The 26,957-nt window shown below is 49.9% G+C and carries 27 protein-coding genes; 18 read left to right on the forward strand and 9 right to left on the reverse strand.

Translation table 11 applies throughout. The features are described 5' to 3' along the window. The first annotated feature begins 234 nt into the window (after nt 1-234). The 11 genes from MRY86_RS12860 (at nt 235) to MRY86_RS12910 (ending at nt 11,073) form a co-directional block, all read left to right on the forward strand. Nucleotides 235-990 (forward strand): LytTR family DNA-binding domain-containing protein, encoded by a 756-nt coding sequence (locus MRY86_RS12860; RefSeq protein ID WP_293566429.1) that lies wholly within the window; start codon nt 235-237, stop codon nt 988-990. Between the two features lie 336 nt (nt 991-1,326). After that, nucleotides 1,327-1,470 (forward strand): hypothetical protein, encoded by a 144-nt coding sequence (locus MRY86_RS12865; RefSeq protein WP_160213662.1) that lies wholly within the window; start codon nt 1,327-1,329, stop codon nt 1,468-1,470. 220 nt (nt 1,471-1,690) lie between these two features. Then, a complete protein-coding gene (locus tag MRY86_RS12870) occupies nt 1,691-3,649 on the forward strand; it encodes a histidine kinase (protein WP_293566430.1) in 1,959 nt (652 codons plus the stop codon). 419 nt (nt 3,650-4,068) lie between these two features. After that, entirely contained in the window at nt 4,069-4,968 is a 900-nt protein-coding gene (locus MRY86_RS12875) for a glutamate--tRNA ligase family protein (RefSeq protein ID WP_293566431.1), read from the forward strand. A 39-nt stretch (nt 4,969-5,007) separates the two neighbouring features. Further along, entirely contained in the window at nt 5,008-6,132 is a 1,125-nt protein-coding gene (locus tag MRY86_RS12880) for a PHB depolymerase family esterase (protein ID WP_293566432.1), read from the forward strand. 71 nt (nt 6,133-6,203) lie between these two features. Continuing rightward, nucleotides 6,204-6,746: an RNA polymerase sigma factor gene (locus MRY86_RS12885; RefSeq protein WP_293566433.1), complete on the forward strand. Its 543-nt coding sequence runs from the start codon at nt 6,204-6,206 to the stop codon at nt 6,744-6,746. After that, nucleotides 6,743-7,138, forward strand: coding sequence for a hypothetical protein (locus MRY86_RS12890; protein WP_293566434.1), 396 nt, complete (start codon nt 6,743-6,745; stop codon nt 7,136-7,138). Before MRY86_RS12885 ends, MRY86_RS12890 begins: the two co-directional genes overlap by 4 nt. A gap of 9 nt (nt 7,139-7,147) precedes the next feature. Then, complete coding sequence (locus tag MRY86_RS12895; protein ID WP_293566435.1) at nt 7,148-7,537, forward strand: hypothetical protein; 390 nt, start codon at nt 7,148-7,150, stop codon at nt 7,535-7,537. A gap of 42 nt (nt 7,538-7,579) precedes the next feature. After that, complete coding sequence (locus MRY86_RS12900) at nt 7,580-8,362, forward strand: hypothetical protein (RefSeq protein ID WP_293566436.1); 783 nt, start codon at nt 7,580-7,582, stop codon at nt 8,360-8,362. A gap of 95 nt (nt 8,363-8,457) precedes the next feature. Next, a complete protein-coding gene (locus tag MRY86_RS12905) occupies nt 8,458-10,014 on the forward strand; it encodes a YifB family Mg chelatase-like AAA ATPase (protein WP_293566437.1) in 1,557 nt (518 codons plus the stop codon). 30 nt (nt 10,015-10,044) lie between these two features. Continuing rightward, a complete protein-coding gene (locus MRY86_RS12910; RefSeq protein ID WP_293566438.1) occupies nt 10,045-11,073 on the forward strand; it encodes an SPASM domain-containing protein in 1,029 nt (342 codons plus the stop codon). On the opposite strand, the gene MRY86_RS12915 is transcribed toward MRY86_RS12910, so the two are convergent. The 7 genes from MRY86_RS12915 to dnaN all read right to left on the reverse strand — a co-directional run bounded on the left by MRY86_RS12915 (nt 11,016) and on the right by dnaN (nt 18,073). Then, nucleotides 11,016-12,428, reverse strand: coding sequence for a DUF2851 family protein (locus MRY86_RS12915; protein ID WP_293566439.1), 1,413 nt, complete (start codon nt 12,426-12,428; stop codon nt 11,016-11,018). The genes MRY86_RS12910 and MRY86_RS12915 overlap by 58 nt on opposite strands. Nucleotides 12,429-12,820: 392 nt before the next feature. Then, nucleotides 12,821-13,174 carry a hypothetical protein gene (locus tag MRY86_RS12920; protein WP_293566440.1) on the reverse strand — a complete coding sequence of 118 codons (354 nt, stop codon included), beginning with the start codon at nt 13,172-13,174 and terminating at the stop codon, nt 12,821-12,823. 162 nt (nt 13,175-13,336) lie between these two features. Continuing rightward, complete coding sequence (locus tag MRY86_RS12925) at nt 13,337-14,608, reverse strand: NDP-hexose 2,3-dehydratase family protein (protein ID WP_293565139.1); 1,272 nt, start codon at nt 14,606-14,608, stop codon at nt 13,337-13,339. After that, nucleotides 14,601-15,515: a glycosyltransferase family 61 protein gene (locus tag MRY86_RS12930; RefSeq protein ID WP_293565137.1), complete on the reverse strand. Its 915-nt coding sequence runs from the start codon at nt 15,513-15,515 to the stop codon at nt 14,601-14,603. The genes MRY86_RS12925 and MRY86_RS12930 overlap by 8 nt, the downstream gene beginning before the upstream one ends. 287 nt (nt 15,516-15,802) lie before the next feature. Next, nucleotides 15,803-16,384, reverse strand: a complete 582-nt coding sequence (nadD, locus tag MRY86_RS12935; protein WP_293565135.1) for a nicotinate (nicotinamide) nucleotide adenylyltransferase — start codon at nt 16,382-16,384, stop codon at nt 15,803-15,805. A 10-nt stretch (nt 16,385-16,394) separates the two neighbouring features. Beyond that, complete coding sequence (locus MRY86_RS12940; RefSeq protein ID WP_293565133.1) at nt 16,395-16,844, reverse strand: hypothetical protein; 450 nt, start codon at nt 16,842-16,844, stop codon at nt 16,395-16,397. A gap of 113 nt (nt 16,845-16,957) precedes the next feature. Then, nucleotides 16,958-18,073, reverse strand: a complete 1,116-nt coding sequence (gene dnaN / locus MRY86_RS12945; RefSeq protein ID WP_293565131.1) for a DNA polymerase III subunit beta — start codon at nt 18,071-18,073, stop codon at nt 16,958-16,960. A 202-nt stretch (nt 18,074-18,275) separates the two neighbouring features. Between dnaN and MRY86_RS12950 the strand changes: the two genes are divergently transcribed. From MRY86_RS12950 to MRY86_RS12975, 6 genes are all read left to right on the forward strand, one after another. Next, complete coding sequence (locus tag MRY86_RS12950; protein WP_293565130.1) at nt 18,276-19,547, forward strand: pitrilysin family protein; 1,272 nt, start codon at nt 18,276-18,278, stop codon at nt 19,545-19,547. Between the two features lie 298 nt (nt 19,548-19,845). Continuing rightward, nucleotides 19,846-20,877, forward strand: coding sequence for a rod shape-determining protein (locus tag MRY86_RS12955; RefSeq protein ID WP_293565129.1), 1,032 nt, complete (start codon nt 19,846-19,848; stop codon nt 20,875-20,877). A gap of 41 nt (nt 20,878-20,918) precedes the next feature. Continuing rightward, the gene (gene mreC / locus MRY86_RS12960) at nt 20,919-21,746 is read left to right on the forward strand and encodes a rod shape-determining protein MreC (protein ID WP_293565127.1); all 828 of its coding nucleotides are present in this window, start codon (nt 20,919-20,921) and stop codon (nt 21,744-21,746) included. Further along, nucleotides 21,739-22,263 carry a hypothetical protein gene (locus tag MRY86_RS12965; RefSeq protein WP_293565125.1) on the forward strand — a complete coding sequence of 175 codons (525 nt, stop codon included), beginning with the start codon at nt 21,739-21,741 and terminating at the stop codon, nt 22,261-22,263. The genes mreC and MRY86_RS12965 overlap by 8 nt, the downstream gene beginning before the upstream one ends. A 43-nt stretch (nt 22,264-22,306) precedes the next feature. Next, a complete protein-coding gene (gene mrdA, locus MRY86_RS12970; RefSeq protein WP_293565123.1) occupies nt 22,307-24,178 on the forward strand; it encodes a penicillin-binding protein 2 in 1,872 nt (623 codons plus the stop codon). A 13-nt stretch (nt 24,179-24,191) separates the two neighbouring features. Beyond that, the gene (locus MRY86_RS12975) at nt 24,192-24,689 is read left to right on the forward strand and encodes a dihydrofolate reductase (RefSeq protein WP_293565121.1); all 498 of its coding nucleotides are present in this window, start codon (nt 24,192-24,194) and stop codon (nt 24,687-24,689) included. Here the strand turns inward: MRY86_RS12975 and MRY86_RS12980 are convergent. Further along, nucleotides 24,686-25,525, reverse strand: a complete 840-nt coding sequence (locus MRY86_RS12980) for a glycosyltransferase family 2 protein (protein WP_293565120.1) — start codon at nt 25,523-25,525, stop codon at nt 24,686-24,688. The genes MRY86_RS12975 and MRY86_RS12980 overlap by 4 nt on opposite strands. Continuing rightward, the gene (locus MRY86_RS12985) at nt 25,512-26,276 is read right to left on the reverse strand and encodes a glycosyltransferase family 2 protein (protein WP_293565118.1); all 765 of its coding nucleotides are present in this window, start codon (nt 26,274-26,276) and stop codon (nt 25,512-25,514) included. The genes MRY86_RS12980 and MRY86_RS12985 overlap by 14 nt, the downstream gene beginning before the upstream one ends. A 105-nt stretch (nt 26,277-26,381) precedes the next feature. Between MRY86_RS12985 and MRY86_RS12990 the strand changes: the two genes are divergently transcribed. After that, a complete protein-coding gene (locus MRY86_RS12990) occupies nt 26,382-26,957 on the forward strand; it encodes a nitroreductase (protein WP_293565116.1) in 576 nt (191 codons plus the stop codon).

Here is a 26,957-nt window from a genome sequence, read left to right on the forward strand (position 1 = left end):
GGGAGAAGTGGCACTGCAACGCCCTAAAAGCGAGTAGGGAATAATTGGTGGATATAGTTTATATTTCTAAATTTATAATCTATATTTGCAGCCGTTATTTATTGTGTGAGCCCCCCTTTTTTTGAGGTTGATTCGCCACAATTTTAATTTGGTGTAACAATTAATCGAAAATAGTCGTATATTTGATAGTGCATTTGGGGCTGTTAGTACTTTAACTACTAAAACAAAATAGCCTTGTTCAAAGCCATAATTATTGAAGATGAAGCCAAAGGGCTTAACAACCTGAAGAATTTGCTGAAAGAGCATTGTCCTCAGGTGAACATCATTGGAGACGCGGGTTCGATTAGTGAAGGTGCTGCACTCCTGGAAGAAGAATCTCCGGATGTGGCATTTCTGGATATTAGTCTGCCAGACGGGCTGGTCTTCCAGCTTTTGAACCAAATCCGACCCATTGATTTTGAGGTGATATTTGTGACGGCTTATGAAGAATACGCTGTCAAGGCTTGTGAATACAGCTCCATAGGTTACATACTTAAACCTATTGACCCGGATGCACTTAAAGAGGCAGTCGCCCGCATCAATTTGCGGCAAAACTCAGAAGTAGAAAAAAGGCTGGATTTATTCAACAGCTACTACAATAATCCAAACGCTTTCACTAAGATGAGCATCTCTGCTTTGGATGGTATCTATTTTGTGAACATCGCAGATATCGTCCGTTTCGAAGCAGAAGACAACTACACTCATATTTATCTTAAAAGCGGAGAGCGCATAACAGCTTCCAAGACCATTAAGGCCTACGAAGACTTGTTGGCACCCTTCAATTTCTATCGAGTCCACAAACGCCACGTGATCAACCTGAATTTTATGCGAAAGTTCGTCAAAGGAGACGGTGGTTACCTCGTTATGGATGATGATATTCAGATAGAAGTTTCCCGCCGTCGCCGGCCAGCTTTCATGGAAAGAATGAAAAGGTTGCAAGAAGGGCTTTAAGCCTTCCCTGCCATCGCTGCTCAATAATGAGCAACAGAACAGACACCACCCAATTCAACCATTACGATTTGTACTGGTTAAGGTCCTTGTACTGTTGTATAGAATTCCCATAACATATCTACACAAAACACTTAACGATTTACAAACGCATTAGCACCTGATTTTGTCTGGTGTGAAGAGCAATCACATAGGAAAGCCGTCTATGCGAGATATAAATATATTAAGCTTGCGGCCACAATGCTTCGGTGCATTGGATTGTTTTTTTACTTTTACAGGCGCACAGGTAAGTGATAATGCTTATGTTATTAAAAGCCCGTGCAGAAAATCTAATTTACTATGGGAAGATCAAAGAAGAACCTCGATGACATTAAGAAGGAGCTAAAGTCGATCAAAAAAGAGGATATGAAAAAGATCGTCGGTGGTAAAAAGGGTAAAAAGAAAAATTGGAATAAAGGCTGTGGCGGCATAGTCCCACAGTAACTTTCAAGATATTTACCCCCCTTCTGGAAATGGCTATACCTATTCATTTAGGCATAGCCATTTTTTATATTTGTCTTCTGTTGAAATTGTTCCGAAACATTCCGAACTTACGAAAATAAACCTTTAGGCGGGCGTGCCTGCTTTTATAGGTAGCCCTTTGACAATTTACCCCTTTCGATAGCCGCTACGATTAGGTTATCGCAACCTACATTCCTTTACCATGTTTATCGAAGCCTCCGAACAACGTGTCGTTAATGTGCAGCAGCTGGAAAACAAGCTCTATCTGCAACCGGACCCCAGGCAGCGGCTGATTCTGCTGGACAAGCTGATCGCTCATTACGTGTTTTCCAATATTGAGCGTGCTGAAGAACTCCTCGAAGAGCTCTACAAAATACTCCGGGATATCGAAACGCCAGACCTGCTGCTGAATTATCATCTCTATGAGGCTACGATCAAGAACCAGATGTACGACTATGACGAGGCAGAGTTCCACTACCAGACTGCAATGGGGATGCTACAGGAAAGAGGGGCGGTTAATCAACAGACCGAAGTCTACATCGACTACGCCGGCTTGTGCATCAATAAGGCAGACATGGAGCGGGCGCACGACTACCTGACTAAAGCCGGGAAAATTCTGAAAACCTTTCCCAGTGAACGCCTGCGGGCCCGCCTGATATGCCGGGAAGGCTTTCTGCAGCTCCACTATGGCAACTACTCTAAAGCCATCGAGATGCTGCTGCAGGCTGATAAGATGATTACAATGCTTCAGTCACCACTGGATTTGAAGGATTATTATTTTCTCACGCTGATTCATTCCGGGCTGGGACAAATCTATGAAGGCAATGACGAGCCTGAAAAAAGCATCCGGGCACGCCGAAAAGTCGTGGAAATGTGCGAACAGATGGGCATTCGTACCCGCTTGTCCTGGCATTACCTTAGTGTAGGTAAAAGCTACATGGCACAGGGGGAACAGGAAAATGCTGAAGGCTTCTTCCGACTTGCTTTGGAAAATGCAGATGACGCCAGCGAAGACGCCCGTGCCAACGCGTTTGCTAACCTAGGCTTTTGCTACATGGAGCGTGATCAGTACAAAGAAGCACTGGAACTCTTCGACCTTGCTCATGAGGTCTACTCACAAAAACCGGAAAAAAACAACAAAAACTTCTCCAACGTCGCCCTATGGCGGGGAGAAATCTTCCAAAAACTGAACGACACAGAACAGTCGCTGAAGCAGCTGGAAATGGCGCTCCATTTTGCCGAAAAAACAGAAGATTACCAGCAAATTGCCAATATCTGCAAGGAACTGGCCGCCTTTCACGCCAGACATTTAGATTATAAGCTGGCCTACGAATATCAGTGTAAGCACGATGAGTACATGGAGCGCTATCATAGAGATGTGGACCAGCGTAAGCAACGCGAAGTGGAAGCCAAGTACGAGGCGGAGAAAAAACGACAGGAGACAGAGTTGCTGGAGCTGAAAGCTACCCGCCTTCAGCTCAAGGCACTCCGCGCTCAGATGAACCCTCACTTCATGTATAATGCGCTGAACTCCATTCAGAATTACATTACTTCCCACGATGTCGATTCGGCCACAAAATACCTGGCCAAGTTTGCCCAACTGATGAGGCGAAGCCTGGAGTACTCCGACCTTGAAGTGATCTCCCTGGAGGACGAAATTGAATTCCTGGAACAATACCTTGTAATTAATGAAAAACTCCGCTTCGAGCATAAACTGAGTTACGAAATCATTATTGATGAGGAAATAGAGGAGGACATCCTTTGTGTGCCCACCATGATCATTCAGCCTTACGTTGAAAATGCCATCGAACACGGGCTGCGTACACGGGAGAACGGGCTGATCAAGGTGTTCTTTTTCCTGTTTGATGAGCAAACTATATTGTGCCGGGTAGAAGACAACGGTATTGGCAGGGACAGAGCACTGCAGCTTCAGATGAATGACCCCCGCTATCAAAATCACCGCTCCCGTGGGACAAGCATTACCGAAAACCGGCTTCGAATTCTGCACACCGGCAATGTCCAAAAAGAGGAAGTCTTTGTACATACGCACGACCTCAAGGACCCTGAGACAGGAGAGGCGCTGGGTACCCGGGTAGAGATCAAGATTCCTATTCTGGAAATCAAGGTCAGCCCATCTGCTCAATCCACCACTACTTTATAAACCCCTCTACCCGTTAGATAATTTAACCCTGCCATTACCGGGCCCAAACTGACCGTACCCGGAAAGGTGCCTCCAAAGAGGTATGCAAAACCTTATCTTGCTACCAGTTTTCTCATAGTATGTTTGTTTGAACCTCCTGCACCTAACACCGGTGCAGGTTTTTTTATGCCATTTTCTATCCCAGCGGCACCTTAATCTCCTCCAGCCTTCCCGCTTTCTAATTGCCCCTCCGTTCACCTATTAGCTTTTCTTAAATTTGACCGTGTAGTTTTCTCATAGTATGTTAGTGCTCCTACATTCAGTCTCCCCTGATGTAGGAGTTTTTTTGTGGAGTGATCTGCCGGGCGCCTATCAGGTTGGTGAAAGCCTGCTCAGGTGCTATCTTGCCCGGCAGATGAACTTCGGGAAATGCATGTATTATGGCTTCTGCACCTCTGCGTACCCGATTGGCCCCAACGCCCAGCGGACTGTTGCATCCTGGCAACGGGCTGTCTTTTATTATGACCTGGGCTATTGCCCGTGCAGGAAACGGGCATATCGTACTTCGTATTGATGATCTTGATAAAGCCCGCACCCGTAAGCCCTATGTCGAAGATGTTTTCCGGACACTGGAATGGTTAGGTTTGGATTATGATGAAGGGCCCGTCGGCGTGGACCACTTTTTTTCTCATTGGTCACAACACACCAGACTGGATCATTACGAAGCCTTCCTGCAGCAGCTAAGGGACAGGGAGCAATTATTCGCCTGTATCTGTAGCCGAAAGCAGATCCGTTCGCTTAGTGTGGATGGCAGCTATCCTGGTACCTGTCTCGCAAGGAAACTGGATTTTGGCACCCCCAAAACCGCCTGGCGTATCCGGCCCCCGGCCTCCGGGCAATCGGTTGAGGTGCATCAGTGGCGCGAAGGGCAGCAAGCGGTCTCTTTGCAAGAGATAGACGCCTTTGTGGTACGCCAAAAGAATGGATTCCCGGCCTATCAGCTCGCCTCCCTTGTCGATGATGAGCACTTCCGGATCAACTTTGTCGTGCGTGGAGCCGATTTATGGGCATCGACGCTTTCCCAGTTGTACCTGGCAGGGCTGCTGGGGGCAGGCCGTTTTCAAAACGCGACCTTCTGGCACCATGAGTTGGTGAAAGGGACAGATGGGGAAAAACTCTCCAAGAGTAAAGGAGCAGGGTCTCTGCAGGCATGGCGGGAAGCCGGGGAGTCGCCAGCGGTATTGTTTCGCAAAGCTTCCACAATGCTGGGGCTGACTGAACGTGCTGAAAACCCCGAAGAATTAGTAGCGTTGCTCACAAAAGGTGCCCGCTTGCCCTAAAAGGCCTATCTTAACGGGGAACCTAAATCTCTTTATCTTATGCAAAAGTGGATACCTGTTTTATTGTGTCTGATGTTGCCAGTCAGCCTGCTACAGGCTCAGGAAACCGTCACCGGAAGTTTTGAATTTGATGGTCAGGAACGCGACTTCCGGTTGCGGATTCCGCCCTCTTCCTTTGATGGGGCGCGCCCTTTAGTTTTCAATCTTCACGGCTTTGGCTCCAATGCTTTTCAGCAGGAAGCCTATGCTCAGATGAACCCGGTGGCAGATACTGCTGGCTTTTACGTATGTTATCCCAATGGCATCAGCAATGCCTGGAATGTGGGTTGGACATTTGGGAGCACCGCTGATGACGTAGGCTTTATCAGCGCCCTGATTGATACCCTCGCGGCTCAGTACTCAATCGACCCGGAGCGGATATATGCATGCGGTATGTCCAACGGTGGCTTCATGAGCTACCGCCTTGCCTGCGAACTTAATGACCGTATAGCAGCTATTGCCTCGGTGACTGGAAGCATGGTGCCTGCCTATATCAGCGAGTGTGCGCCCGACCGCCCTGTGCCGGTTTTGGAAATCCACGGTACAGAGGATGCCACCGTCCCCTACGAAGGGCAGCCTCTCCTGGCTATTTCTATTGAGGAGCTCTTGGCTTTTTGGAATGCAAACAATGGCTGCGATGGAGATGCCGTTACAGTTGAGCTGCCCAATACGAATACCACAGACGCCTCTACTGTATCGTTTATCGAATCCGCAGGTTGCGCAGAGCGGGGCGATGTGTGGCATTTCCGCATTAATGGTGGTGGCCATACCTGGCCTGGCTCGCCTATTGCCATTGGTGTGACCAATCAGGATATCAACGGGAGTGCCGAGATCTGGCATTTCTTCTCCCGGTTTACCCTAAGTGGGCTTTCCTCTTCAGCGGACCATCCTGAACCGGTCCGTTTAGCGCTGTTCCCTAATCCAACCCGAGGGCAGGCACAGGTCGTCCTTCCCGAATCAGGCGGTGAGCTTATGGTTTTCAATGCTGCCGGACAGCCTGTCATCCGTCAGCTCATAGAAGGCCGCATCGCCACGCTCGATTTGTTTGCTTTACCCCCTGGTGCTTACTGGGTAATAGCCCGGCAGGGCGGGGCGGTCCGCATAGGTCAGTTGCTTCGGCAATAAAAAAACGAAGTGGCGGGAAAAAAAGGGGGCTTAGCGTTGTCTAACCCACGAAAGCAACCGAAAAAAGCTGCATGCTCCAAACCAATGATGGTATAGAACGCGCCAAAAGAGGCGATACCCGGGCCTTCCGGGTGCTGGTTGAGCAGCATCAGGGGCAGGTACGGGCAACTGTACGCAGTATGTTGGGCGCGGTACCGGAAGCCGATGACGTGGCACAGGAGGTATTTATCCGCCTGCATCAGGCGTTGCCGGACTTCCGGGGAGATGCAAAGCTGAGTACATATCTCAGCCGTATTGCGATCAATCTTTCCCTGAATGAGCTGAAAAAGCGTAAGCGCAAAGGGCGTTGGCTAACATTTGCCCGGTCAGATGGCCCGGAATTGCAGGTTGAAGATTCTTCAGCCCGGCCCGAGCGTCAGGATTTGCAAGATGCACTGCAGCGGGCGATGCAACAGCTCGACCCTGAGTTTCGGGCGGTAGTCACCTTGCGTCTGGTGGAGGGGTACTCCGTAAAGGAGACGGCTGATATTCTGGGGTTGCCACAGGGCACTATCGCCTCACGTTTAGCAAGAGCGCAGCAAAAACTAAGATCAATTTTAGAACCATGGCTATGAAAGACGAAGCATATTATCAGGGCTTACTTGCCCGGTCTTTCGATGAAGAACTGGTAGGTGAAGACCGGGCGGACCTGGAACAAGCCCTGCGTACTTCCTTTGAGCTGCGGCAGCAGGCAGATCAGTACCGGAAGCTGCGCGAGGCTTTCCGTTCTGTGCCAGCACCGGAAAGTAGCGCCTTCACAGATGCAGTTATGCAAAGCGTGAAGCAAGCCGCTGCTGACCGTCTGCCAGTCCGATGGTTGTACTGGGCTGCTGCCGCAAGCGTAGCAGTCATACTTCTGGCGGGGGGGAGCGTCTACTGGTCGGCGGGGAGTTTCTCCCCCGATGCCCTCGTGGGGGTGAGCGAACTGGCACCCGAAGATGCCGTCACTTTACTTCAAGCCTATTAATGGATAATCATGAGCCGATTACAGCTATTACTGATTGGGTTTTTACTACTTGCTGCCGGATTTGCAGGAGGCTGGGTCACGCACCGGAGTATGGTGGTAGATCGTATGCATGATGTGGCCCGGATGCGCAAAGCGGGTGGTTTCGAAGATTTCCTGTACCGGCGCATACAGGCTACTCCAGAGCAGCAAAAAACCCTTGACCCCATTGTGCAGCGATACGGTGTGCGGATTGACAGCATGCACCATCGTTTCGGGTCCGACCGCCGTGCGGTGATTGAGCAAATGCACGAAGAAATAAAACCCCTGCTTACTGAAGAGCAGGTAGAAAAATTAAACCGGTTCTCCCGACGTTTTGAGATGCGGGACGGCCATCCTAAAAAAAGGCGGCAGTGGGATTAAACCCCAGGGCGCCTGTATCATCAAATATCAAAATTTATTGCTATGAAAAAAGTAATGTTGAATGCCAGCTTGTTATTGCTAGCTCTGTTTTTATCCGCAGGTGCAGTATGGGCACAATCCCATGGCCATCACCGTGGTGGCAATGGCAATCCCTTCAAAGCGATTGAAGAGCTGGAAGCAGAACTACAGCTAACGCCTGAACAGGAAAAGGCGATCGAGGAATTAAAGCAAGAGACGCGTACGGCTTATAAAGAAGCCCGAAAGGCAGAGCACACCCGTAAGCAATCGATGCACCAATCACTAAAAAGTGAACTGGATGCCATCTTGACGGCAGAGCAAACAGCGCTGCTGGAAGCCCGCCATGAAGCTAAAAAAGCAGAGGCTAAAGCCATGCGGGAGGAGATGCGCGATTATCACAAACAAAATGTAGCGCCCGTCTTGCTGGAGCAGCGCAAAAAGCTGGAGGCCAAAATCAGTGATGAGGATAAAGCGGCGCTTGTCAAGATCCGTGCCGAGCGGAAAGCGTCCCGCCCGCAAAAGGATGGCGGCCAAAAAGCAGATTCCCGTCCCCATAAGGATGAACTCTCAGCGCTGGTACAAAAGTACGATGAGGAGATCAATACACTGATGGAAGAGATCAAACCTAAACGAGAGCAGTGGGAAAAGGATATGAAAACCATTGCCGAGGCAAACGCCCCGGAGCGTACAGGCAAAAAAGGCATGAGAAAGGGGAAGCAACGTTCGAATCCTGGCTTCCAGAAAGCGCGGTTCCTGCTAATGGATCCAGTAAAAGGACCGGAAATTGAGGATAATGACCGGTACTAACCCAAAAAAACCTTAATTTAGGGTGTTCCAATGCTCCCGGTCCTGATAAGTTCCGGGAGCATCTCTCTGTATAACCACAAAAGGAAAGAACGCCCATGTTAATCAAGACCTATGCCGGCGCTGTGCAAGGTGTCGATGCGCAAACCATCACCGTAGAAGTGAATGTCGGTGGTAAGGTAGCAACAGAAAAAAACTTTTACCACCTGGTAGGCCTTCCGGATAATGCAGTCCGCGAAGGTTTCTCCCGTATGGAGGCTGCTATGCAGAATATCGGGTTCAAAATGAAGCGGATCAAAACCGTTGTCAATCTGGCACCTGCTGATATCCGTAAAGAGGGCTCTGCTTACGACCTCCCCATAGCGATGGGGGTCCTGGCAGCTTCTGAACAAATCGATGGCAGTACCCTGGACCAATACATCATGATGGGGGAACTGTCGCTCGATGGCAGCCTCCGGCCTATTCGTGGGGCGCTGCCGATTGCGATTCAGGCCCGGAAGGCGGGCTTCAAAGGGTTTATCCTGCCTAAAGAGAATGCCCGTGAGGCAGCAATCGTAAATGAACTGGATGTGTATGGGGTAAGCAGCTTAAAAGAAGCCGCCGATTTTATTAATGGCGACCTCAGGATCAACCCTAAAATGGTGTTGACCCGGGATGAGTTTTTCGATCAGCAGAATATCTTCGATATTGATTTTTCTGACGTAAAGGGTCAACAAAACATTAAGCGGGCTCTGGAAATTGCTGCTGCTGGTGGGCATAATGTGATCCTGATAGGACCTCCGGGAGCGGGTAAGACCATGCTGGCGCGCCGTATGCCTACTATACTGCCGCCTCTAAACTTGCACGAGGCACTGGAAACTACAAAAATCCATTCTGTAGCTGGTGTACTGCCTCCCGATTCCGCTCTGATTGCGAACCGCCCGTTCAGGTCCCCTCATCATACCATTAGCGATGTAGCACTGGTTGGGGGCGGAAGCAACCCCATGCCCGGAGAGATTTCTCTGGCACATCACGGCGTACTGTTTCTGGATGAGTTGCCTGAGTTTAAGCGGACGGTGCTGGAAGTGCTGCGACAGCCGATGGAAGAACGCCGGGTGACCATATCCCGGGCACGTATGACGGTTGACTACCCGGCCAATTTCATGTTGGTCGCTTCTATGAACCCTTGCCCGTGCGGCTATTACAATCACCCGGATAAGGAGTGTGTCTGCGGGCCAGCTCAAATCAACCGCTATCTCAATAAAATCTCCGGCCCGCTGTTGGACCGGATCGATTTGCACGTGGAAGTGACACCGGTGTCTTACGATGAGTTGGCCAGTAAGGAAATGCCGGCCGAGTCGAGCAGCGAAATTATGGCGCGGGTCATCAAAGCAAGAGAGATTCAGGCGGAACGCTATAAAGATGCTCCCGGCGTCAATGCCAATGCACAAATGTCGGGCAGGCAGGTTCGGGAGTTCTGTGAAATTGGGCAGGCTGGCCGGATGCTGGTAAAAAAGGCTATGGAAAAACTACAACTCTCCGCCCGGGCCTATGACCGTATACTAAAGGTGGCCCGGACTGCGGCTGACTTGCATGAAAGCGAAAATATTGAAATAGAGCACCTGGCTGAGGCTATACATTTCAGAAGCCTCGACCGGGAAGGTTGGGCAGGGTAAGATGCCAACCTAAAACAATCCCCGCACTGTATGAGGATCTACACCGCCGATGTATTAAATTTTTTGCGCAAATTAACCTTGCGAAGAGCCTGGAATGCGGTGAAGGTCTGGTCTTCCTATTGGGTGACACGGTTCCTACGGCGCCCTGTACAATGGGGCTTGCCCATCACCATCTCTGTAGAGCCGACTACTGCCTGTAATTTGCGGTGCCCGGAATGCCCAAGCGGGCTCAGGTCTTTTACCCGGCCTACCGGGAACCTAAAGAAAGATTTCTTCCGGCAGATTATCACTGAGCTGGGCGATAAACTCGTCTATCTGATTTTCTATTTCCAGGGAGAACCGTATATCAATCCTGAATTTCTCAATATGGTGGAACATGCCTCAAAGCGGGGCATTTATACCATTACTTCCACCAATGGGCATTTTTTGAATAAAGCCAATGCTCAGAAAACGGTCGCCTCCGGGTTAGACCGGCTCATCATTTCTGTAGACGGCACTACACAGGAGGTATACGAAAACTACCGAAAAGCAGGCCGCCTTGAGACGGTGCTTCAGGGTGCAAGAAATGTTGTGGCAGCAAAGCGGGAAATGAAAGCCTCAAAGCCTCATATCATTTTTCAGTTTCTAGTAGTACGGCCCAATGAGCATCAGATACCGGAAATTTACCGCCTTGCGGAGGAAATAGGTATTGATGAGGTCCGTCTGAAGACCGCACAGGTTTACGACTACGAGCAAGGCAACCCACTTATCCCGCTCAACGAGCGCTACTCTCGCTACGCCCGGCAGGAAGATGGCACCTACCGGGTCAAGAATCAGTTGCTCAACCACTGCTGGAAACTCTGGCACGCCTGCGTCATCACCTGGGACGGGCTGGTCGTGCCTTGCTGCTTTGACAAAGACGCACAGCATCAGCTGGGTGACCTTAAGCGCAGTTCGTTTGCCGAGCTATGGCAGGGCAAGGCATACCAGCAATTCCGGACGCAGCTGCTACAGGGGCGTGATCAAATTGACATTTGCACCAACTGTACGGAAGGCTGCAAAGTATGGGAGAAAGCCTGATGATATTCCAGATCAAATAATGACCAATTCTTTTCCCAATCCTCCCCAATCATCTCATCAAGCCAGGGCTCTTCTGCTTTGGAGGTTGGCTTGAGCAGCGCATTGCCGATGGCGCATTCCAGGCATCGCTTGGGATTGCAATATTGTTGTTTCAGTTGCAGTAATGCCTGAGTATGATACGCAGAACTAGTCTTTACACCAAGGCGCTTCCATTCCCTGATCACTTTGTTTTGCTCTGGAGGGAGTTTTTCGAGTATATCCAACCCCTTGTCCCTGATGCGGTCATCTCCCTTCCGGGTGCCGTATAGGAAAAGCATGGGGGCAACCGTATTGATGATGACCGAACGGACAGTCTGTTCACCCAAGGCTTTGGCTTTTCGATGAGAGGCTTTATCAAAGGTGTAGTGGTCCCACCAGTAGTTAGAAAGCTTGATGGTGAAAAAGTTGTTGAGTTCCTTAAGGTCATGGGCTGCCATGGCTTTGCTGAACCACCCTGCCTGCTGATAAATCATCGTAGCCAGCTGTGCGATACGGATGGTGGGGAAATTGGCAGGGCGGAGCCGCAGGTACTTCCAGATTTGGGTAGGTATAGCCGTCAGCCCGTGCTTTTGTTTTAAAAAGCGGTACTCCTGTTGCAGCCGCCTGGGGTACTCGTCTTGGAAGGTACCTTCCAGTAGCCCCGATTGTCCAAACAGGAGGGCTTCGACCTGAAACAGGCTGTGGCGGTATTTATAGAGCAGGAGCAAAGGTGTACGTTCTGCCAGCATTTGCATGGGTTCAGCGTTGACCTTTCCGCCCATGCTGCGAGCCATAAACTGATAGAAGGTTTCCTCCCAACCCTCCTTGTTGCGTTCCAGTTGTTCCAGAATCTTGCTGGCCCGGCTCTCCAGCCGCTCGGCAGCCATGCGGTCCAGCCATAGGTTGAGGGTGAGTTCGCTCACTTGTCCGAGCGTACTAGCACAGGGTACCCATTGCTCACTTTGGATCAAACGTTGGTAATGGGCAGCCAGCCTTCTTGAAATACGCTGCTTCATTTCCAGGCAGGGGATGGGAGTGCCGTTGCCGCGTTGAATGGGTGCGTCGTCTTCATAGACAACATGCAGGATTACGTTGTCGTACGCATTGTCCGTCTGATGCCCGTGCTGTAGCCAGTCTGAGCTGCGCAGGTGCATTTCTACATTCCCTGCCCAAACGGTGTGACCGATCCGCAGCTTTGCGTTCAGGAAATCAGGTCCGGCGTGGGTGTTGAGCTGTCCAGGGTGCAGGACTTCGACGGCTTCTCCATCGGTCGTTTGAAGCGCAGTAGCATTAAAGCGGCGCATACGCCAGGCATAATGCAGGAGTTCTTCTTTCATGATTTTGGTTTTTTGGTCGTTCTTTATGCGCAATATCCGGCAAGGCAGCTGCCACTGAGGAGAACTCGTGGCGGAGATACGACCGCCATCCGGGCACCTCTGCAAAGCCCGGCGGAGGCTGTGGCCCTAAGCCTGCCCTGCTGCTTTGACAGCAGTAAAGCTAAAGCACCCTATCTTCCATACAGGCTAACACCGTCTGATTAACCAACCATTCCCTGGTGGAAGCTACTTGCCGCAAATCGGTAAAATGAATCATGAAAATCTGCCTGAAATGGCAGGAACTGCGAAATACTCGTGGAGCAATAATTACAGAAATAAGCGCATATCAAATACAAGTCCGATACAAATATAACTAATCTTGTTGTTTATTGCAATATTTGAAAACAAAAAATTTATATATCCCAAAAGGACCTTGGCCTGCGAAGGACCACGATCGTGTCCCGAAGCGTGATGAAGAAGTAAAGAAGCACCACGAATCCCGGCACGACCAGGCTCCAGTAGCCAGCCAGCCAAAACTTGAGCGGAAGAAGGAGAAGGATGCTGCCCAGCAACAACAAATACGGTTTGCGGGCGCGGTAGGCATAAGCCGCTATCAGATGAAAAGCGCTGCCGGTTTGCCAAAGCGCGAGGCCTGCCACAATTACAAGTGCCCAGAGCCACCATTTGCCTAAGACCACGATCATGGCAAGGGCAATCAAAACGGACTGTCCCACAAGGTCAAGCTTCATTCTATATTGGCTGATCATAATATCTCGTTTGTTCCTGTTTGAAACCGATGAGGTTGGAATCAAGTTTGCCTCAAGGTAAGTCTTTTTTATGAAACTTTCAATAATTAATGAAAGATGGAGTGGTTCTCACAGTCTTGTGTTGACCAAACAAAGCGCCGGCTTCAGAGATGGCAGATCTGTTTAGGTTTCAAACGTCAGAGGATTAAGTTGCTCAATTAGGAGCGAGCATATACCTCGCAGCTGGATATTGCAAAGATTTGAAGTGCTTAATATACGTATTAGTTCGTCAATGCCCACCCAAAACTGATTTTGCCGGATAGGAAAACCATAGTCTACTTCAATAAGCTGGAACTCGAATTCGTGGTTGATGAATCGCCCCCCTTCATCAGATTGAGCAAACCTGGCCAAAGGAGGAGGAAGGCTGTCGATTTCCGGGGCGTGAGTGTCCTCCGGATAAAAAAGAAAAGAAGTTGATATCGAAAAAGAAGAGGCTGTACCTTTCTCCTCTTCTACAGTAAGCAGAAATACGCGTTGCCCGGATAAGTCGCTGCAAAGCAGTATGGCTTTTCCTTTTCCCTCAGCGCTCCAAAGTGGCTGCGTCCATCTTTGTACTTCCCGGTGGTTGGTCTCAATTTGGTAGAGCCCGACTTCCTGATCGTTTTTGTTAATGCGTATCGCCTGGTCTTCCATGGAGAAGGCACTTGATTGATCAATCGGAATGAACTTGTTCCTGCAATAAACGGGTTGGCTCTTTCTTAAGTAGTACTCCAGTATTGCTGACGACTGATTTTGTTTAGGCTGCGCGCTTTGACCAGATAGAGAATCCCAATTAAAAATAGCAATAAGGGAGCGTAAATCGGTATTGAGGATGAAATCCATTTTTACTGCTTCAGCCAGGACAGACAGCGGGAGCCAAATATAGGTATCCGCTGTTTCCAGCAGGGAGCTGACAAGCGCAAAATTGTGCCACTTTGTTTTTTGGTAATAGCGTTTTCCAAGGTCAAGCTGATTGGTGGAATGAAAGCCCGTTACATAATGGTGACCGGAATAGAGATAATCCAGATAAGGGTTTTTCTTTCCGTTGTGAAGGCGGAGAAAATTTGCAGGCGTGGACTGAATGGTGGGGCCCAGTTGTATGACCCCGGTGTTTCCCGGTTCAATTCGGGCCTGGGTAAGCACATAAGGGTCCCTGCTGTTTTTCGAGGGACAGATAATAAGCCCCGTAAGAGCGCTTTGAGGCTGGAAAAGATAAAGCGTATCAGAATCGGCCTTCGCATCATTCACACCAATTACATGAAAAAAGCCTCCTGTTCTGTGCGAAAGCATTCCGTCTTTAATCAGCCACTCCTCCTGAGCGTCAAAGGAAGCCCGTTGTATACGAAAGGAGGATGTATTTAGCGTTTCTGATAAAAAAAATTGTAATTCCTCAATTGTTTTGGCAGTTCTAGGCATAGGTCTTAATCAGTTTATCGAATTGAAACTCAAGAAAACTAGGGAAATTAGTCTCTGTGAGGCGTTCAACCAGGAATAATTTTAAGATGCAGCAATAGTTATAGATATGGAAAGAGCCCTTGCCCATAGGATTGACCATGAGGACCAGGCTTCCCGGCTTTAACCAAAGCATATTGGCAAGGTCCGCCCCCCGTATGGCAACGATCCCATCAGCTTTATGGAAGGTATGAATCTGCTCAACTAGCGAATATTTTCCAGGCTCGTAGATGGTGGCGGAGATTTCCTGTTCCCGTAATAATTTCATACCCTCTTCCAGGTGCAGCATTGATCTGCGGGAATTGCCGTATCCTTTTTTTCGGGCCTGACCGTTTTCACTATAATAAGCAGGCATCTCTGAACGCTTGAGCAGTAGCATCCCCGCTGATGGCACCGTTTCCAAGTCATTAATTCTGGACAGTATCGCATCTCTGACACTAAGCAGGTCTTTTTTGAGTTGAAGGCTCTGCCGAGAGATTGCAATGCTTCGGCGCACTCTTTTCGGGAATTTTCTGGTATTGCGTATGGACAAATCCGTTACGAACCGCCGTCTCCAGACTAGGAAAAAAAAGCTTCGCCTGAGCAGAATGTCCCACCTGGGTACAATAATGACATCTTCAGCATTGGTTGCTCTGTTGTTTTCTATTCGGTATTGAATTGAAAATAAATCAGCGATCTCTTCAATCAGGTCATTCATCACCGGGCCGCAGTCCTCAAAAACGAACCTGGAGGAATATTCTGGACGGGATTTAGTAACCTTAAGGATATGATTCAGTGATGGAAGGAGATAACCCAGCATGAAATGCCAATAATGCTCCTTTGATCCGCCCTTTTCACCTTTCTGAAGGTAGGATAATTTTATTTCGTGCATAACATTAGAACCTTACATGTTACAATTGCTTAAACGGTTAAACAAGCCAAAATCGCTTACCAAATAAGTGTAAGGAGCACCAAGGCAAAAGGCGCACAGCTTTATCTTGGTGCCTTTTGTTTTCAGGAAAGGAGCCTGGATTATTTTAAGTCAAGAGACAAATATTTCAAAGGTGAAAATAAATTAAATGGTATACACCAGCAAGTCTTTGCAATAGCTTAACCGACTTTTGACTTGTGAAAGCTAAAATTTGAATATTGCGGGTTGAGGCTATGCTTGGTAGGTATTCAACGATAAATAGCAACCTCCTCGAGGTACTGATATACAGCATCAGGCACCAGGTACTGCACGGACTGCCCGGCTTTCAGGCAATTGCGGATGTAGCTGGCGGAAATCTGCATCAGTGGTGCTTCCACAATTTTAATACTTGGGTGCTGCTGCAAGTCGCCCAAGTCATGGCTGGGGCGCTGGTAAACAAAGATTTCGTGGTCACGGAGCAGCAGCTCGTAGTTTTTCCATTTGTGCAAAGTCGCCAGATTGTCACCGCCCATAATGAGCACAAATTGCCGGTTGGGGTATTTTTCTTTCAGGTAGGAGAGGGTGTCTACAGTATAGGAAGGTTGGGGTAGTCCAAACTCAACATCAGAAGCTTTTAGCTTTGGATTGTCGCCAATAGCCAGCCGAACGAGGTGCAGCCGGTCGTGGTCTCGGGCGAGCGTCTTTTTGGGCTTTAGTGGGTTGTGGGGAGAAACGACCATCCACACCTCCTCCAGGTCGGTTTGTGTGGCCATATAGTTGGCGATGATCATGTGTCCAACGTGGACCGGGTTGAAAGAGCCAAAGAAGAGCCCCACTTTTGGTATGCTCATGGTTGTAGGTTTATTCTTGCATCATTTCCCGGACCAGGCTATCGGGGAGTTGCTCCAGAATATCATTGTCGATTTGTATCTCATCCTGAGGCGCATCAACCAGCCATTGGCCATTGAGCTTTACCAGATGGTAGTCGGAAGTATAGCGCTCGTATTGATCTTCGAGTACGCACTGACATCGCAAGGTATCTCCTTCGCCCATACAGTTGACAGACAGAAATCGGGTATGGAAAAGCGTACTGTCGGGTTCTTCTTCCACAATAGCCTTCAGTTCATCCAGCCAGGCTTGTCCCGCAGGCGTGCTAAGCGCTTTCGCTTTTTCAAGCAGGTTTTTGTCTACCAAACCCTGGTATTGTTTCAAGACGGCTTCTGGATCATTGGGAGGAGGAGGGGCCTCACTGCCACAGCTCCACAGAAGTGCCGTAATGATCATCCCGAACCATAAGTTGCTGTATTTCATGTTGTGTTTGGTTGTGGGTTAGGATCGCTTCAGGCCAGGCAAATATCTGAGGCCCTGCAAAAACAAAGGCGAGCCATTGCTGAACAATAGCTCGCCTTGAGAGCATCAGGAATTTAGTTGCTCAGCATCACCGGCATGACCAGCATCAGGATTTCTTCGCCCTCGGTTTCTTCCGCAGGCACCATAATGCCAGCGCGGGTGGAAGTGGAGAGTTCAATTTTCACTTCATCACTTTCCAGTACGCCGAGCATTTCCACCAGGAATTTGGCATTAAAGCCGATTGTCAGCGGCTCACCTTCGTAGGTGCAGGCAAGTTGTTCCGTAGCTTCATTGGAAAAGTCGAGGTCCTGAGCAGAGATCGTCAGGCTGCCGTCATTGATATTCAGGATAACCTGGTTGGTTGTTTTATTGGCGTAGATGGCAATCCGCTTGAGAGAGTTTTGGAAATCCGATCGTGACAGGCTCAGTGTATTTGGATTATCTACGGGGATTACCGCGTTGTAGTCCGGGTACCGCGCATCGATAAGGCGGCAGACCAGCTGTGTGTCTCCAAACGAGAAAAAGGCATTGGCATTATTAAAGGCAATGTCAATGTCTTCATTTTCCGGAAGGCTGCCTTTGAGCAGGTTCAGGGCTTTTTTGGGAACGATGAAAGAAGTGGAAACCTCGCCACCAATTTCATTGAAAGTATACTTCACCAGTTTGTGGGCGTCTGTAGCGACCAGGATTAGTTTGTTGAAGTCGACCTGAAAGTACACGCCGGTCATAGCCGGGCGCAGCTCATCGTTGCTCGCTGCAAAAATAGTCTTGGTAATGCCGTGCGTCAGGGAGCCGCCTGGCATAGAAATTTTATCAACTGAATCCGGTTGCGGTATGCTTGGGAAATCCTGTCCGTCCTCACCCGCAAGCTTATACTTGCCATAGGCAGAGGTGATTTCAATGCCGAAGTTCTCATCGTTTACTGTGAAGGTGATCGGCTGTTGTGGAAGCGCCTTTAGGGTTTCCAGCAGGATTTTAGCAGGTACGGCCACCTTGCCATCTGCATCGGCCATCACTTCGATTTCAGTGGTGATGGACGTTTCCAGGTCGGTTGCCGCAATTTGGAGCTTGTTGTTGTCGATGGTGAAGAGAAAGTCTTCCAGGATTGGCAACACCGGGTTAGAGCCAATAGCACCACCTGCGATTTGCAGGCGCTTGAGCAATTCTGATGAGGAAACGCTAAACTTCATAGGTATATCCGCTAGGGTTTGATGATTGTTGAATCTGGAGGCTTGCCTTTTTATGTTGTACCGGAATGCTTTATTTACAGTCGGCTTGCAAGCGCTATAGCAAACAAAAGTAATTTTTTTTGCTCATTTTCGTACTATCGAATAACCAACAGACTGTTAATAAGTTGAATTGTTGCTTTTTGACTCCTTGAATAAAAAATCTATGCCTGACCGATCACAGCCGCCTGTTATCAAAGATATCCAAACCCTGCATTTGCCTAAACCTGAAATTTTCCACCTGGACAACGGCATACCTGTTTACGTCACCAATATGGGAACACAGGAAGTCATCCGCATGGAGCTGGTTTTTTTTGCAGGGCGAACCTACGAAGACAAACAATTGGTCGCCCGTGCCACATCGAGCTTACTGCGCGAGGGGACGCGGCACTACACCGCTGCCCAGATTGCGGAAGCCATGGACTTCTATGGCGCAACGCTCAGCCTGCCATTCAACCTGGATACCTCAAGTATGGTGCTGTACAGCCTCAACAAGCATTTTGCCGATACCCTGCCCATAGTGCAGGACATGCTTAGCAGCCCGGCTTTTAAAGAGCAGGACCTGGAGGCTTACGTCAAGCGCAATCAGCGCCGGCTGTCTGTTGATCTGGCGAAGAATGACACCCTGGCGTATCGACTTATTACGGAGCAGATTTTTGGCAGTACTCATCCTTATGGTTACAACAGCACTGATGAGGCCTACCAAGCCCTAAATCCAGCAGACCTGAGGCAGCATCATCAAAGGCTTTACAATGCTTCCAACTGTCTGGTGTTTATCAGTGGGCGGGTAACAAAGGAGGTAACACAGTTGCTGAACAAAGCCCTGAGCGCCGCCCTGAGCCCCGGAGAAAAGCCGGAGCCCCGTATCCCAGCCCCGGATGGAAAGCCTAAGTCTACCTTTGAGCGCCGTCCTGATACGCTACAATCAGCTGTTCGCTTGGGAAGGAGAGCGGGCAGCAGGCACCACAAGGATTTTTACGGGCTATATGTGCTCAATACTTTACTGGGCGGCTATTTCGGCTCCCGCCTGATGACCAACATACGGGAAGAAAAAGGCTACACCTACAACATTTATAGTATGTTGGAAACCATGCGGTACGATGGTTCCCTGCTCATCGGCACGGAGGTCAGTCCGGAGTATGTGGAACCCACCCTTCGGGAAATTGAACGGGAAATGAAAATACTGCAGGAGACTATGGTCGATGAAGAAGAACTGAAGATGGTCCGGAATTTTTTGCTGGGCAACTTTTTGACCATGCTGGATGGTCCGTTCAACGTTTCGGAAGTCATCCGGACATTGGTGCTGGACGGGCTCCCTCTGGGCACCTTCGACGAGTTGGTGGCAACGGTACAAAACATTGACGCTGCAGCCCTTCAGGGCCTGGCTCAAAAGTACCTCAACAAAGCAGACCTGTGGCAGGTCATCGTTGGCCCTTAGCCCATTTAATTTGCCCTTAAATTCTTCTTATTGACCAAAAAAATGCGTTGTTTTGCGAGTCGGTAAAGCTTACAGCAGCAGGAATCCGGCCGGGCAGGCTGCAATCAGCCCTTTTTTGATAAAAAAGAAAGCCCGGCAGGCAATTTATTTTTTGAAAACCATACCCCAGATATAGGAAAAATTGCTAATTTCCGTTCCTGTAGAGCCTTGAATGTAGCCGGGAAAACCTATGCTGCCAGATAAGGCGTACCGACACCATGTTCGAAACACGATACTATTAACCAGGACAAAGGTTTTAATGAAACTCTTCAGCTTTTTTACCCAAGAACTTGCTATTGACCTTGGTACTGCCAATACACTTATCATTCAGGACGGTAAAATCGTCGTGGATGAGCCCTCTATTGTTGCAAAGAACCGCCGTACCGGTGAGCCTATTGCTGTTGGCAATAAGGCGATGCAGATGCACGAAAAAACACACGAAGATATAAAGACGATCCGCCCCCTTAAAGATGGCGTTATTGCCGACTTCCAGGCTGCGGAGGATATGATCGAAGGCATGATCAATATGATCGGCCGCCGCCGCCGCTTCTTTACCCACATGAAGATGGTGATTTGCATTCCATCGGGTATCACAGAAGTGGAAAAGCGTGCGGTATTTGATTCAGCAGACCACGTCGACTCCAAAGAAACCTACCTGATTCACGAGCCCATGGCGGCTGCGTTGGGTATCGGTTTGGATGTGGAGGAGCCTGTCGGAAATATGATCATCGACATAGGCGGCGGTACCACCGAAATCGCGGTGATTGCTCTCTCCGGTATCGTCTGTGACCAGTCCATCCGTATTGCCGGAGATGAATTCACCAGTGATATCATGAGCTACATGAAGCGGCAGCATAATATCCTCATCGGGGAGCGTACAGCAGAACAAATCAAGATAAACGTTGGTTCTGCACTGCATGAACTGGAGAACCCACCCGAAGACTACGCAGTAAACGGGCGGGACCTGATGACAGGCATTCCCAAACAGATCATGATTTCTTACAGCGAGATCGCTCACTCCCTCGACAAGTCCATCTCAAAAATTGAGGATGCCATTCTGAAAGCACTGGAAACAACGCCACCTGAACTTGCATCCGATATTTACCGTACCGGAATCTATCTGACGGGCGGTGGTGCGCTGATCCGCGGGCTGGACAAACGTATTGCTCAGAAAACGAAGCTCAAGGTGCACGTTGCTGATGACCCGCTCCGTGCAGTAGTGCACGGTACAGGCATAGCGCTGAAGAATACCGACCGTTTTTCTTTCCTGATTGACCGGAAGAGCGTGTAGGAAGACCACAATCACTGAATTTTTAAAATCAACCGCCAGCCATGAGAGGCCTATTGCAGCTTTTTGCAGCCTATGGGAACTTCCTGCTTTTTGGTTTCCTGGAGCTGCTTGCCCTTATTCTGGTGGTCAGCTTCAATCAACGGCAGGGCGCGATCTGGGATAACTCCTTGGGCATCGCTACTGCCGGACTGGATCAGTCTGCGGATTGGCTGGGAGAGCAGTGGGCGTTACGCGATGAAATGATCAAACTGCAAGGCGAAAACATACGCCTCATGGAGCAACTGGACAACGCCAAGTATTCCAATACCGTGCGGCAGGATACCTTTAGGAGAGATTCCACAGAGCAGCTCTTTACCTATATCCCCGCCAACGTCATCAGCAACTCTACCATAGGTACGGCCAATTACCTGCGCCTCGATAAAGGCTCTAATCATGGAGTCCGGCCTAATATGGGCGTCATTTCTTCAGATGGTATCGTTGGAGTGGTCAGAGTCGTAACCCCCCATTTTAGCCAGGTGATGTCGCTGCTGCACCGGGAGACCCGCATCAAAGCGGCCCTTTCCCGCTCGGGCTACTTTGGGACACTTACCTGGAATGGCAAAAACGCCCGCCTGATGCAGCTGGAAGCCATCCCTAAGCATGCAGTGGTGGCAGAAGGCGATACGGTCGTCACCAGCGGATATTCCCAGCTGTTCCCACAGGGGCTGCCGGTTGGTACCGTTAAGTCTTTTGATTTTTCGGGAGGAGGGAATTTTTACAACATACAGGTTATGCTGCGCAATGACCTGAATAAGTTACGCTATGTCTACGTCATTGAGAATGAGATGTGGAAAGAGCATAAGGAATTAGACGAAGCGGTCAATGAATAATACGGTCATTTGGAATATTATACGGTTTTTTGTCCTGCTGGCGCTTCAGGGGCTTTTCTTAAAGCGAATCTCTGATGGATGGGTGACCGGCAGCCTGTATATCAATATCTTCCTTTATCCATTGTTCATTTTGCTGCTGCCATTGCAGACTCCACGTACCGGTGTTTTGCTGCTTTCTTTTCTGATGGGGATCGGCGTGGACCTGTTTTACGATTCTTTGGGCGTCCATGCTGCGGCTTTAACGGCTACGGGGTACGCCCGGGCACTTTTCCTAAGCCTTTATGAGCCCCGGGAGGGGTACAAACTCAATGCAAAGCCTACTCCGGGGGACCTCGGCATGAACTGGTTTCTAAAATACTCAGCGTCCCTGATGGGGATCCACCTACTGGTTTATTTTAGTGTTGATGCCTTTTCTCCCATTTATATCCTCGGCATACTTTTGCGTACCTTTTTCACCTTTGTCTCCTCTATGGCGGCAGTCTTAATCTTTGTTTTTATCTTCATGCCTAAACGTTAACCCGGTTTCTTAGCGTTTATAGTTCACTGAAATTATTTTTGAAGTGGCAGATACATTTAGCAGACGGCAATACATTATACGGAGCCTCTTTGTTTTGGCGGCATTCGGGCTAATCTATCGTGCCTTCCAGCTACAGATACTAGACTCTACTTACAAGGAAAACCCGGATGCCACAGCTATCGACGAACAGGTTATCTATCCGGCACGGGGCACCATTTATGACCGCGATGGTGAGATCCTGGTCTACAACGTACCCATGTATGACCTCATGGTTACGTACAATCAGCTGAATGAGGATATGGACACGGCTGCCTTCTGCGAATTGCTTGGCATAGAGCGCCCTTACTTTGAGGAGGCCCTCGACAAAGACTGGCGGGACCCAAGGTATTCCAAATCCGTCCCTTTCCCGTTTCTCACGCAGTTGTCCGCAACCCAGTTCGCCGCTTTGGAAGAACGCCTCTACCAGTTCCCAGGCTTTTCGCCACGCCTGCGCCACGCCCGGGGCTATCCGCACGACAACGCCTGTCATGTGCTCGGCTACATCCGGGAAGCAGATCAAAACGACATAAAACTCTCTAACGGCAAATACGAGCCCCGGGACTACCTGGGCAAAAGTGGCCTGGAGCTTTCCTACGAAGATACCCTGCGGGGTGAGAAGGGCATTTCCCTGATCTTAAAGGACAATCTTGGGCGTGAAGTAGGGCCTTATAAAGACGGCAAACTTGATGTAGACGCCGTTTTTGGCAAGGACCTGATTACAACCATTGATCTTGATTTGCAAGCGTACGGCGAGCTGTTGATGGAAAATAAAATAGGTGCGGTAGTCGCCCTTGAGCCTGCCACCGGGGAGGTACTGGCTATGATCAGTTCACCAAATTACAATCCCAACCTGCTCGCTATCGGGCACGGCAAGGGCAACCCCTATGGCCGCCTTTCAATAGATAAGACGCAGCCCCTGTTCGACCGTAGCATCATGGGGCAGTATCCGCCGGGGTCTCTGTTTAAGACCATCGTGGCTTTGGTTGGTATGCAGGAGGGCTATCTGGACCCTAACCGTACCATCTCCTGCTCCGGCGCTTACTACTTTAATGGGATGCGGCTGACGGGCTGCCACGGACACCCTACCTGCCTCAATGTGGAAATGGGGATTCAGCATTCCTGCAATGCCTATTTTGTTACCGCTTTCCGTGAGATTGTGGATGGGCCTGGAGGGTTTCGTAATCCGGAAAAGGGGCTTGATCTTTTCAACAGTTACCTCGATAAGTTTGGCCTGGGCAAGCCACTGGGGGTCGACCTGCCAAGAGAGCAAAGCGGGTTCTATCCTACCACACAGTTCTACACCGATTACTTCAACAAACAACAGCAAGGCCAGCGCTGGAACTCCGTTTGGATCCGCTCCCTGGGTATTGGTCAGGGTGAGCTGCAAATGACCAACCTGCAAATGGCTAATGTAGCGGCTACCATTGCTAACCGGGGTTTCTACGTAACCCCTCACCTGGTCAGAGGGTACCGGGGCGCAGGCGTTGATGTGCCTATTCCTGACCGTTTCACCAAGCGCAATTACGTTGGAATTGACAGCGCTTACTTTGAGATCATTGCCAACGGCATGGAAAAAGTAACAATCTCCGGTACGGCACGCATGGCCTATATCCCGGATATCCCGGTCTGTGGCAAAACCGGCACGGCCGAGAACCCCCACGGTGAAGACCACTCGGTATTCTTTGCTTTCGCACCCAAAAAAGATCCGAAGATTGCTATCGTTGTTTATGTGGAGAACTCTGGCTTCGGCGGTACCTACGCAGCACCTATTGCCAGCCTGATGATCGAAAAGTACATGACAGACTCCATCAGCGACAATCGCAAATGGCTGGAAAAGCGCATGCTGGATGCCAATCTCCTGCCGGAACTACCTTAAATGAAACCGTGGTATGACTTTATCTGCTATTGTAGCCATTGATAAAAACAGCGTTATTGGAAAAGACGATGACATTCCCTGGCACCTGCCGGCGGACCTGAAGTACTTCAAGCGCCGTACGCTCAATCACCATATTATTATGGGGCGCAAGACCTTTGAGTCTATCGGCCGTCCTTTGCCAAAGCGCACGAATATTATCGTAACCCGTAACCCTTTCTTTGTTGCATCCAATTGCCTGGTGGCGGGGAGTCTTCAGGAAGCCATTGACCTTGCGCGCAACAACGGAGAGGACGAAGCTTTTATCATCGGAGGCGGTACGATTTACGAGCAAGCTATGCCTATCATCGACCGGCTTTACCTGACGGAAGTGGATACTACAGTAGAAGGTGGGGAGGTCTTCTTCCCCGAGGTGAACGCTGCCATTTGGTCCGAAGTGTACAGTGAGGCCCATCAGCCGGATGAGAAAAATCCCCATGCTTACACCTTCAAAGTGCTAGAGCGTAAAGTTTAACCTTCGGCTTTTTCGATCCCAAAAGGTGTACGCACTACTTTCGACTTCCGGGTATGCGCGCGAATGGCCAAGTTTTTGTCCAGGCTTTCCTTCGTTTTGTACCCTCTCGCATGATCAAGGTGGACGACAACTGCCCGGTGGCGAACCTGTTTCCCTTTAATGCCCATATTTTCCAGCCTTTCCCCGATTTCCCGGTCAGGCCCACCGTAGCGCATGCGTTCGTCGTAGCCGTTCACAGCCAGCAGGTCCGCTTTCCAGGCAGAAGTATTACAGTTGTTAAAGGTAGCTCCGGTTGGTGTAACAGCATCGAGGAATTTCCCCCAGCCTGGCGAAGCGGAGAGTTTGCGGAGCTGAGACCCTCCGTTCAGCCCCCTGCTTTTCAGCCATTCAGGATCAAAGCAATCCTGTGATTTGATATCGGCCTGCTCAATCGCCTCACTGGTCGGCATGGGCAGCTTGCAATACCCGCCGGAAAGGAAACGCCCAGGCTCCGCATGTGCCGCGTGGAAAGCGACAAAATCCGCCCGTGGGATGCAATCCCCATCTGTAAAAAGAATGTAAGGCCCTTGCGCCGCCACAATGGCTTTGTTGAGAATGGTCTGGCGGCGGTAGCCTTCGTCTTCGTGCCAGAGGTGGGTCAGTTGCAGTTGGCCCCGTTCCTGGCATCGGTCTATGACCGCCTGAGTTTCCGGCCCGGAGCCATCATCGGCTACAATGACGTCAAAGTTGGTATACGTCTGCTGTTCGTACCCGCAGAGGACTTTCTCCAGCCAGTCCGGCATATTGTAAGTGGCCATAATGACCGTGATGTGCAGTTGGTCGTTAGCGTTCTTCATGTCGGTTGAGTTCCCAAAGCTTGAGGTATTTCATAAAATTGACGTACGAGGCGAGGGCACTGAATATGAAGCCATAGTAGCCGTCCAGAAAGCCACGCTTGAGCACAAAGAGCTTGATGAACTTAAACCAGGGCCCCAGTACTACATCAACCAGAAAGTTCACCCGCCGGCCCTTCGCAAATTTCGATTGAGCCGCAATGACCGCGAACTTCCGGTTTTGTTCAAAATGCTCATCGACGGTAGCGTAGGGGTAGTGCAAGAGGTCGCCTTTTAGCGTAACAACGCTCCCCTTGACTTCCACCCTGTCGTGGGGATTAGTGCCGCCCCACTGCCCCTGCCGCCGGTCCCAAAGCCGGGTTTTGCGGTCAGGGTACCAGGCGTAGCGCAGCCAATGTCCGCAGTAGTTGTTCAAGCGGTTGAAGGCGTAGCCATCGGTAGCCCAGTTCTGTTTCACGTTCAGGATAGCCTCAGTCATTGCATCTGAAACCCGCTCATCGGCATCTAGCGAAAGAACGTAGTCGTACTTCGCCTGCCGCATGGCGTAGTTTTTTTGCTCAATATGCCCTTCGAACGGGTGCTGCAAAAACCGCACGCCGAGTTCCTGGCAAATGGCCGGGGTCTCATCCGTACTGAAAGAGTCGACCACCACGACCTCGTCCACCACCGGCAGCATCGATTCGATGCAACCGCGGATATGCCTCGCTTCGTTTAGCGTAATAATAACACCAGAAATCCTGACAGGGTTGCTCACGGTACAGTCCTATGGTTGAGCGGCAAAAGTACGTTTTTTTCAGTACCGGGCAGTGGAAACAAAAGGGCCGCTTTAGGTGTCTATTCAAAAAACGAAAAGGACCACATGAGTTTTACGCCTGAACAAACCACTGAGCTGATCCGCCGCCGCCGGGCGATTTTTCCTAAAACCTATATTGATAAGCCTATTCCAAAGGCTATCATTGAGGAGGTACTGGAAAATGCCAACTGGGCGCCTACCCACCGCTTTACGGAGCCCTGGCGCTTCCGCGTATTCACCGGCGACTCCCGTGCGCGGCTGGGTGAGCGGCTGGCTGAATTGTACAAAATGAAAGCGCAGGGAGCGTTGTTCTCTGAGCGGAAGTACGAAAAGAACCTGCAAAAGCCACTGCGCTCCGGTTGTGTGATTGCCATCTGCATGCAACGTGACCCGGAGGAAAGTGTGCCGGAGTGGGAAGAAATCGCTGCGGTAGCCTGCGCAGTTCAGAATATGTGGCTGACCTGTACGGCACATGGCATCGGTAGCTACTGGAGCTCTGCCAAAGCCCTGCAGCAAGATCGCGAATTCCTCAACCTGAAGGAAGGAGAACGTTGCCTGGGGCTGTTCTACATGGGTTATCACAATCTGCCGGAACTGCCTGGCAAACGGGGGGCGATTGAAGAGAAGGTAACTTGGATGTAA

Origin of the sequence: Phaeodactylibacter sp. (assembly GCF_022763345.1) — a bacterium.
In the GTDB taxonomy this organism is placed as follows: domain Bacteria; phylum Bacteroidota; class Bacteroidia; order Chitinophagales; family Saprospiraceae; genus Phaeodactylibacter.

Excerpts from the sequence above, each read along its gene's own strand:
- MRY86_RS12940 (WP_293565133.1), bottom strand. The coding sequence starts at position 16,844 with ATGAAATACAGCAACTTATGGTTCGGGATGATCATTACGGCACTTCTG.
- MRY86_RS12910 (WP_293566438.1), top strand. The coding sequence starts at position 10,045 with ATGAGGATCTACACCGCCGATGTATTAAATTTTTTGCGCAAATTAACC.
- MRY86_RS12875 (WP_293566431.1), top strand. The coding sequence starts at position 4,069 with ATGGCTTCTGCACCTCTGCGTACCCGATTGGCCCCAACGCCCAGCGGA.
- MRY86_RS12880 (WP_293566432.1), top strand. The coding sequence starts at position 5,008 with ATGCAAAAGTGGATACCTGTTTTATTGTGTCTGATGTTGCCAGTCAGC.
- MRY86_RS12870 (WP_293566430.1), top strand. The coding sequence starts at position 1,691 with ATGTTTATCGAAGCCTCCGAACAACGTGTCGTTAATGTGCAGCAGCTG.
- MRY86_RS12990 (WP_293565116.1), top strand. The coding sequence starts at position 26,382 with ATGAGTTTTACGCCTGAACAAACCACTGAGCTGATCCGCCGCCGCCGG.
- MRY86_RS12895 (WP_293566435.1), top strand. The coding sequence starts at position 7,148 with ATGAGCCGATTACAGCTATTACTGATTGGGTTTTTACTACTTGCTGCC.
- MRY86_RS12920 (WP_293566440.1), bottom strand. The coding sequence starts at position 13,174 with ATGATCAGCCAATATAGAATGAAGCTTGACCTTGTGGGACAGTCCGTT.
- MRY86_RS12915 (WP_293566439.1), bottom strand. The coding sequence starts at position 12,428 with ATGAAAGAAGAACTCCTGCATTATGCCTGGCGTATGCGCCGCTTTAAT.
- MRY86_RS12885 (WP_293566433.1), top strand. The coding sequence starts at position 6,204 with ATGCTCCAAACCAATGATGGTATAGAACGCGCCAAAAGAGGCGATACC.
- nadD (WP_293565135.1), bottom strand. The coding sequence starts at position 16,384 with ATGAGCATACCAAAAGTGGGGCTCTTCTTTGGCTCTTTCAACCCGGTC.
- MRY86_RS12890 (WP_293566434.1), top strand. The coding sequence starts at position 6,743 with ATGAAAGACGAAGCATATTATCAGGGCTTACTTGCCCGGTCTTTCGAT.
- MRY86_RS12865 (WP_160213662.1), top strand. The coding sequence starts at position 1,327 with ATGGGAAGATCAAAGAAGAACCTCGATGACATTAAGAAGGAGCTAAAG.
- mreC (WP_293565127.1), top strand. The coding sequence starts at position 20,919 with ATGAGAGGCCTATTGCAGCTTTTTGCAGCCTATGGGAACTTCCTGCTT.
- MRY86_RS12925 (WP_293565139.1), bottom strand. The coding sequence starts at position 14,608 with ATGCCTAGAACTGCCAAAACAATTGAGGAATTACAATTTTTTTTATCA.
- dnaN (WP_293565131.1), bottom strand. The coding sequence starts at position 18,073 with ATGAAGTTTAGCGTTTCCTCATCAGAATTGCTCAAGCGCCTGCAAATC.
- MRY86_RS12980 (WP_293565120.1), bottom strand. The coding sequence starts at position 25,525 with ATGAAGAACGCTAACGACCAACTGCACATCACGGTCATTATGGCCACT.
- MRY86_RS12965 (WP_293565125.1), top strand. The coding sequence starts at position 21,739 with ATGAATAATACGGTCATTTGGAATATTATACGGTTTTTTGTCCTGCTG.
- MRY86_RS12905 (WP_293566437.1), top strand. The coding sequence starts at position 8,458 with ATGTTAATCAAGACCTATGCCGGCGCTGTGCAAGGTGTCGATGCGCAA.
- MRY86_RS12950 (WP_293565130.1), top strand. The coding sequence starts at position 18,276 with ATGCCTGACCGATCACAGCCGCCTGTTATCAAAGATATCCAAACCCTG.
- MRY86_RS12955 (WP_293565129.1), top strand. The coding sequence starts at position 19,846 with ATGAAACTCTTCAGCTTTTTTACCCAAGAACTTGCTATTGACCTTGGT.
- MRY86_RS12930 (WP_293565137.1), bottom strand. The coding sequence starts at position 15,515 with ATGCACGAAATAAAATTATCCTACCTTCAGAAAGGTGAAAAGGGCGGA.
- MRY86_RS12900 (WP_293566436.1), top strand. The coding sequence starts at position 7,580 with ATGAAAAAAGTAATGTTGAATGCCAGCTTGTTATTGCTAGCTCTGTTT.
- MRY86_RS12975 (WP_293565121.1), top strand. The coding sequence starts at position 24,192 with ATGACTTTATCTGCTATTGTAGCCATTGATAAAAACAGCGTTATTGGA.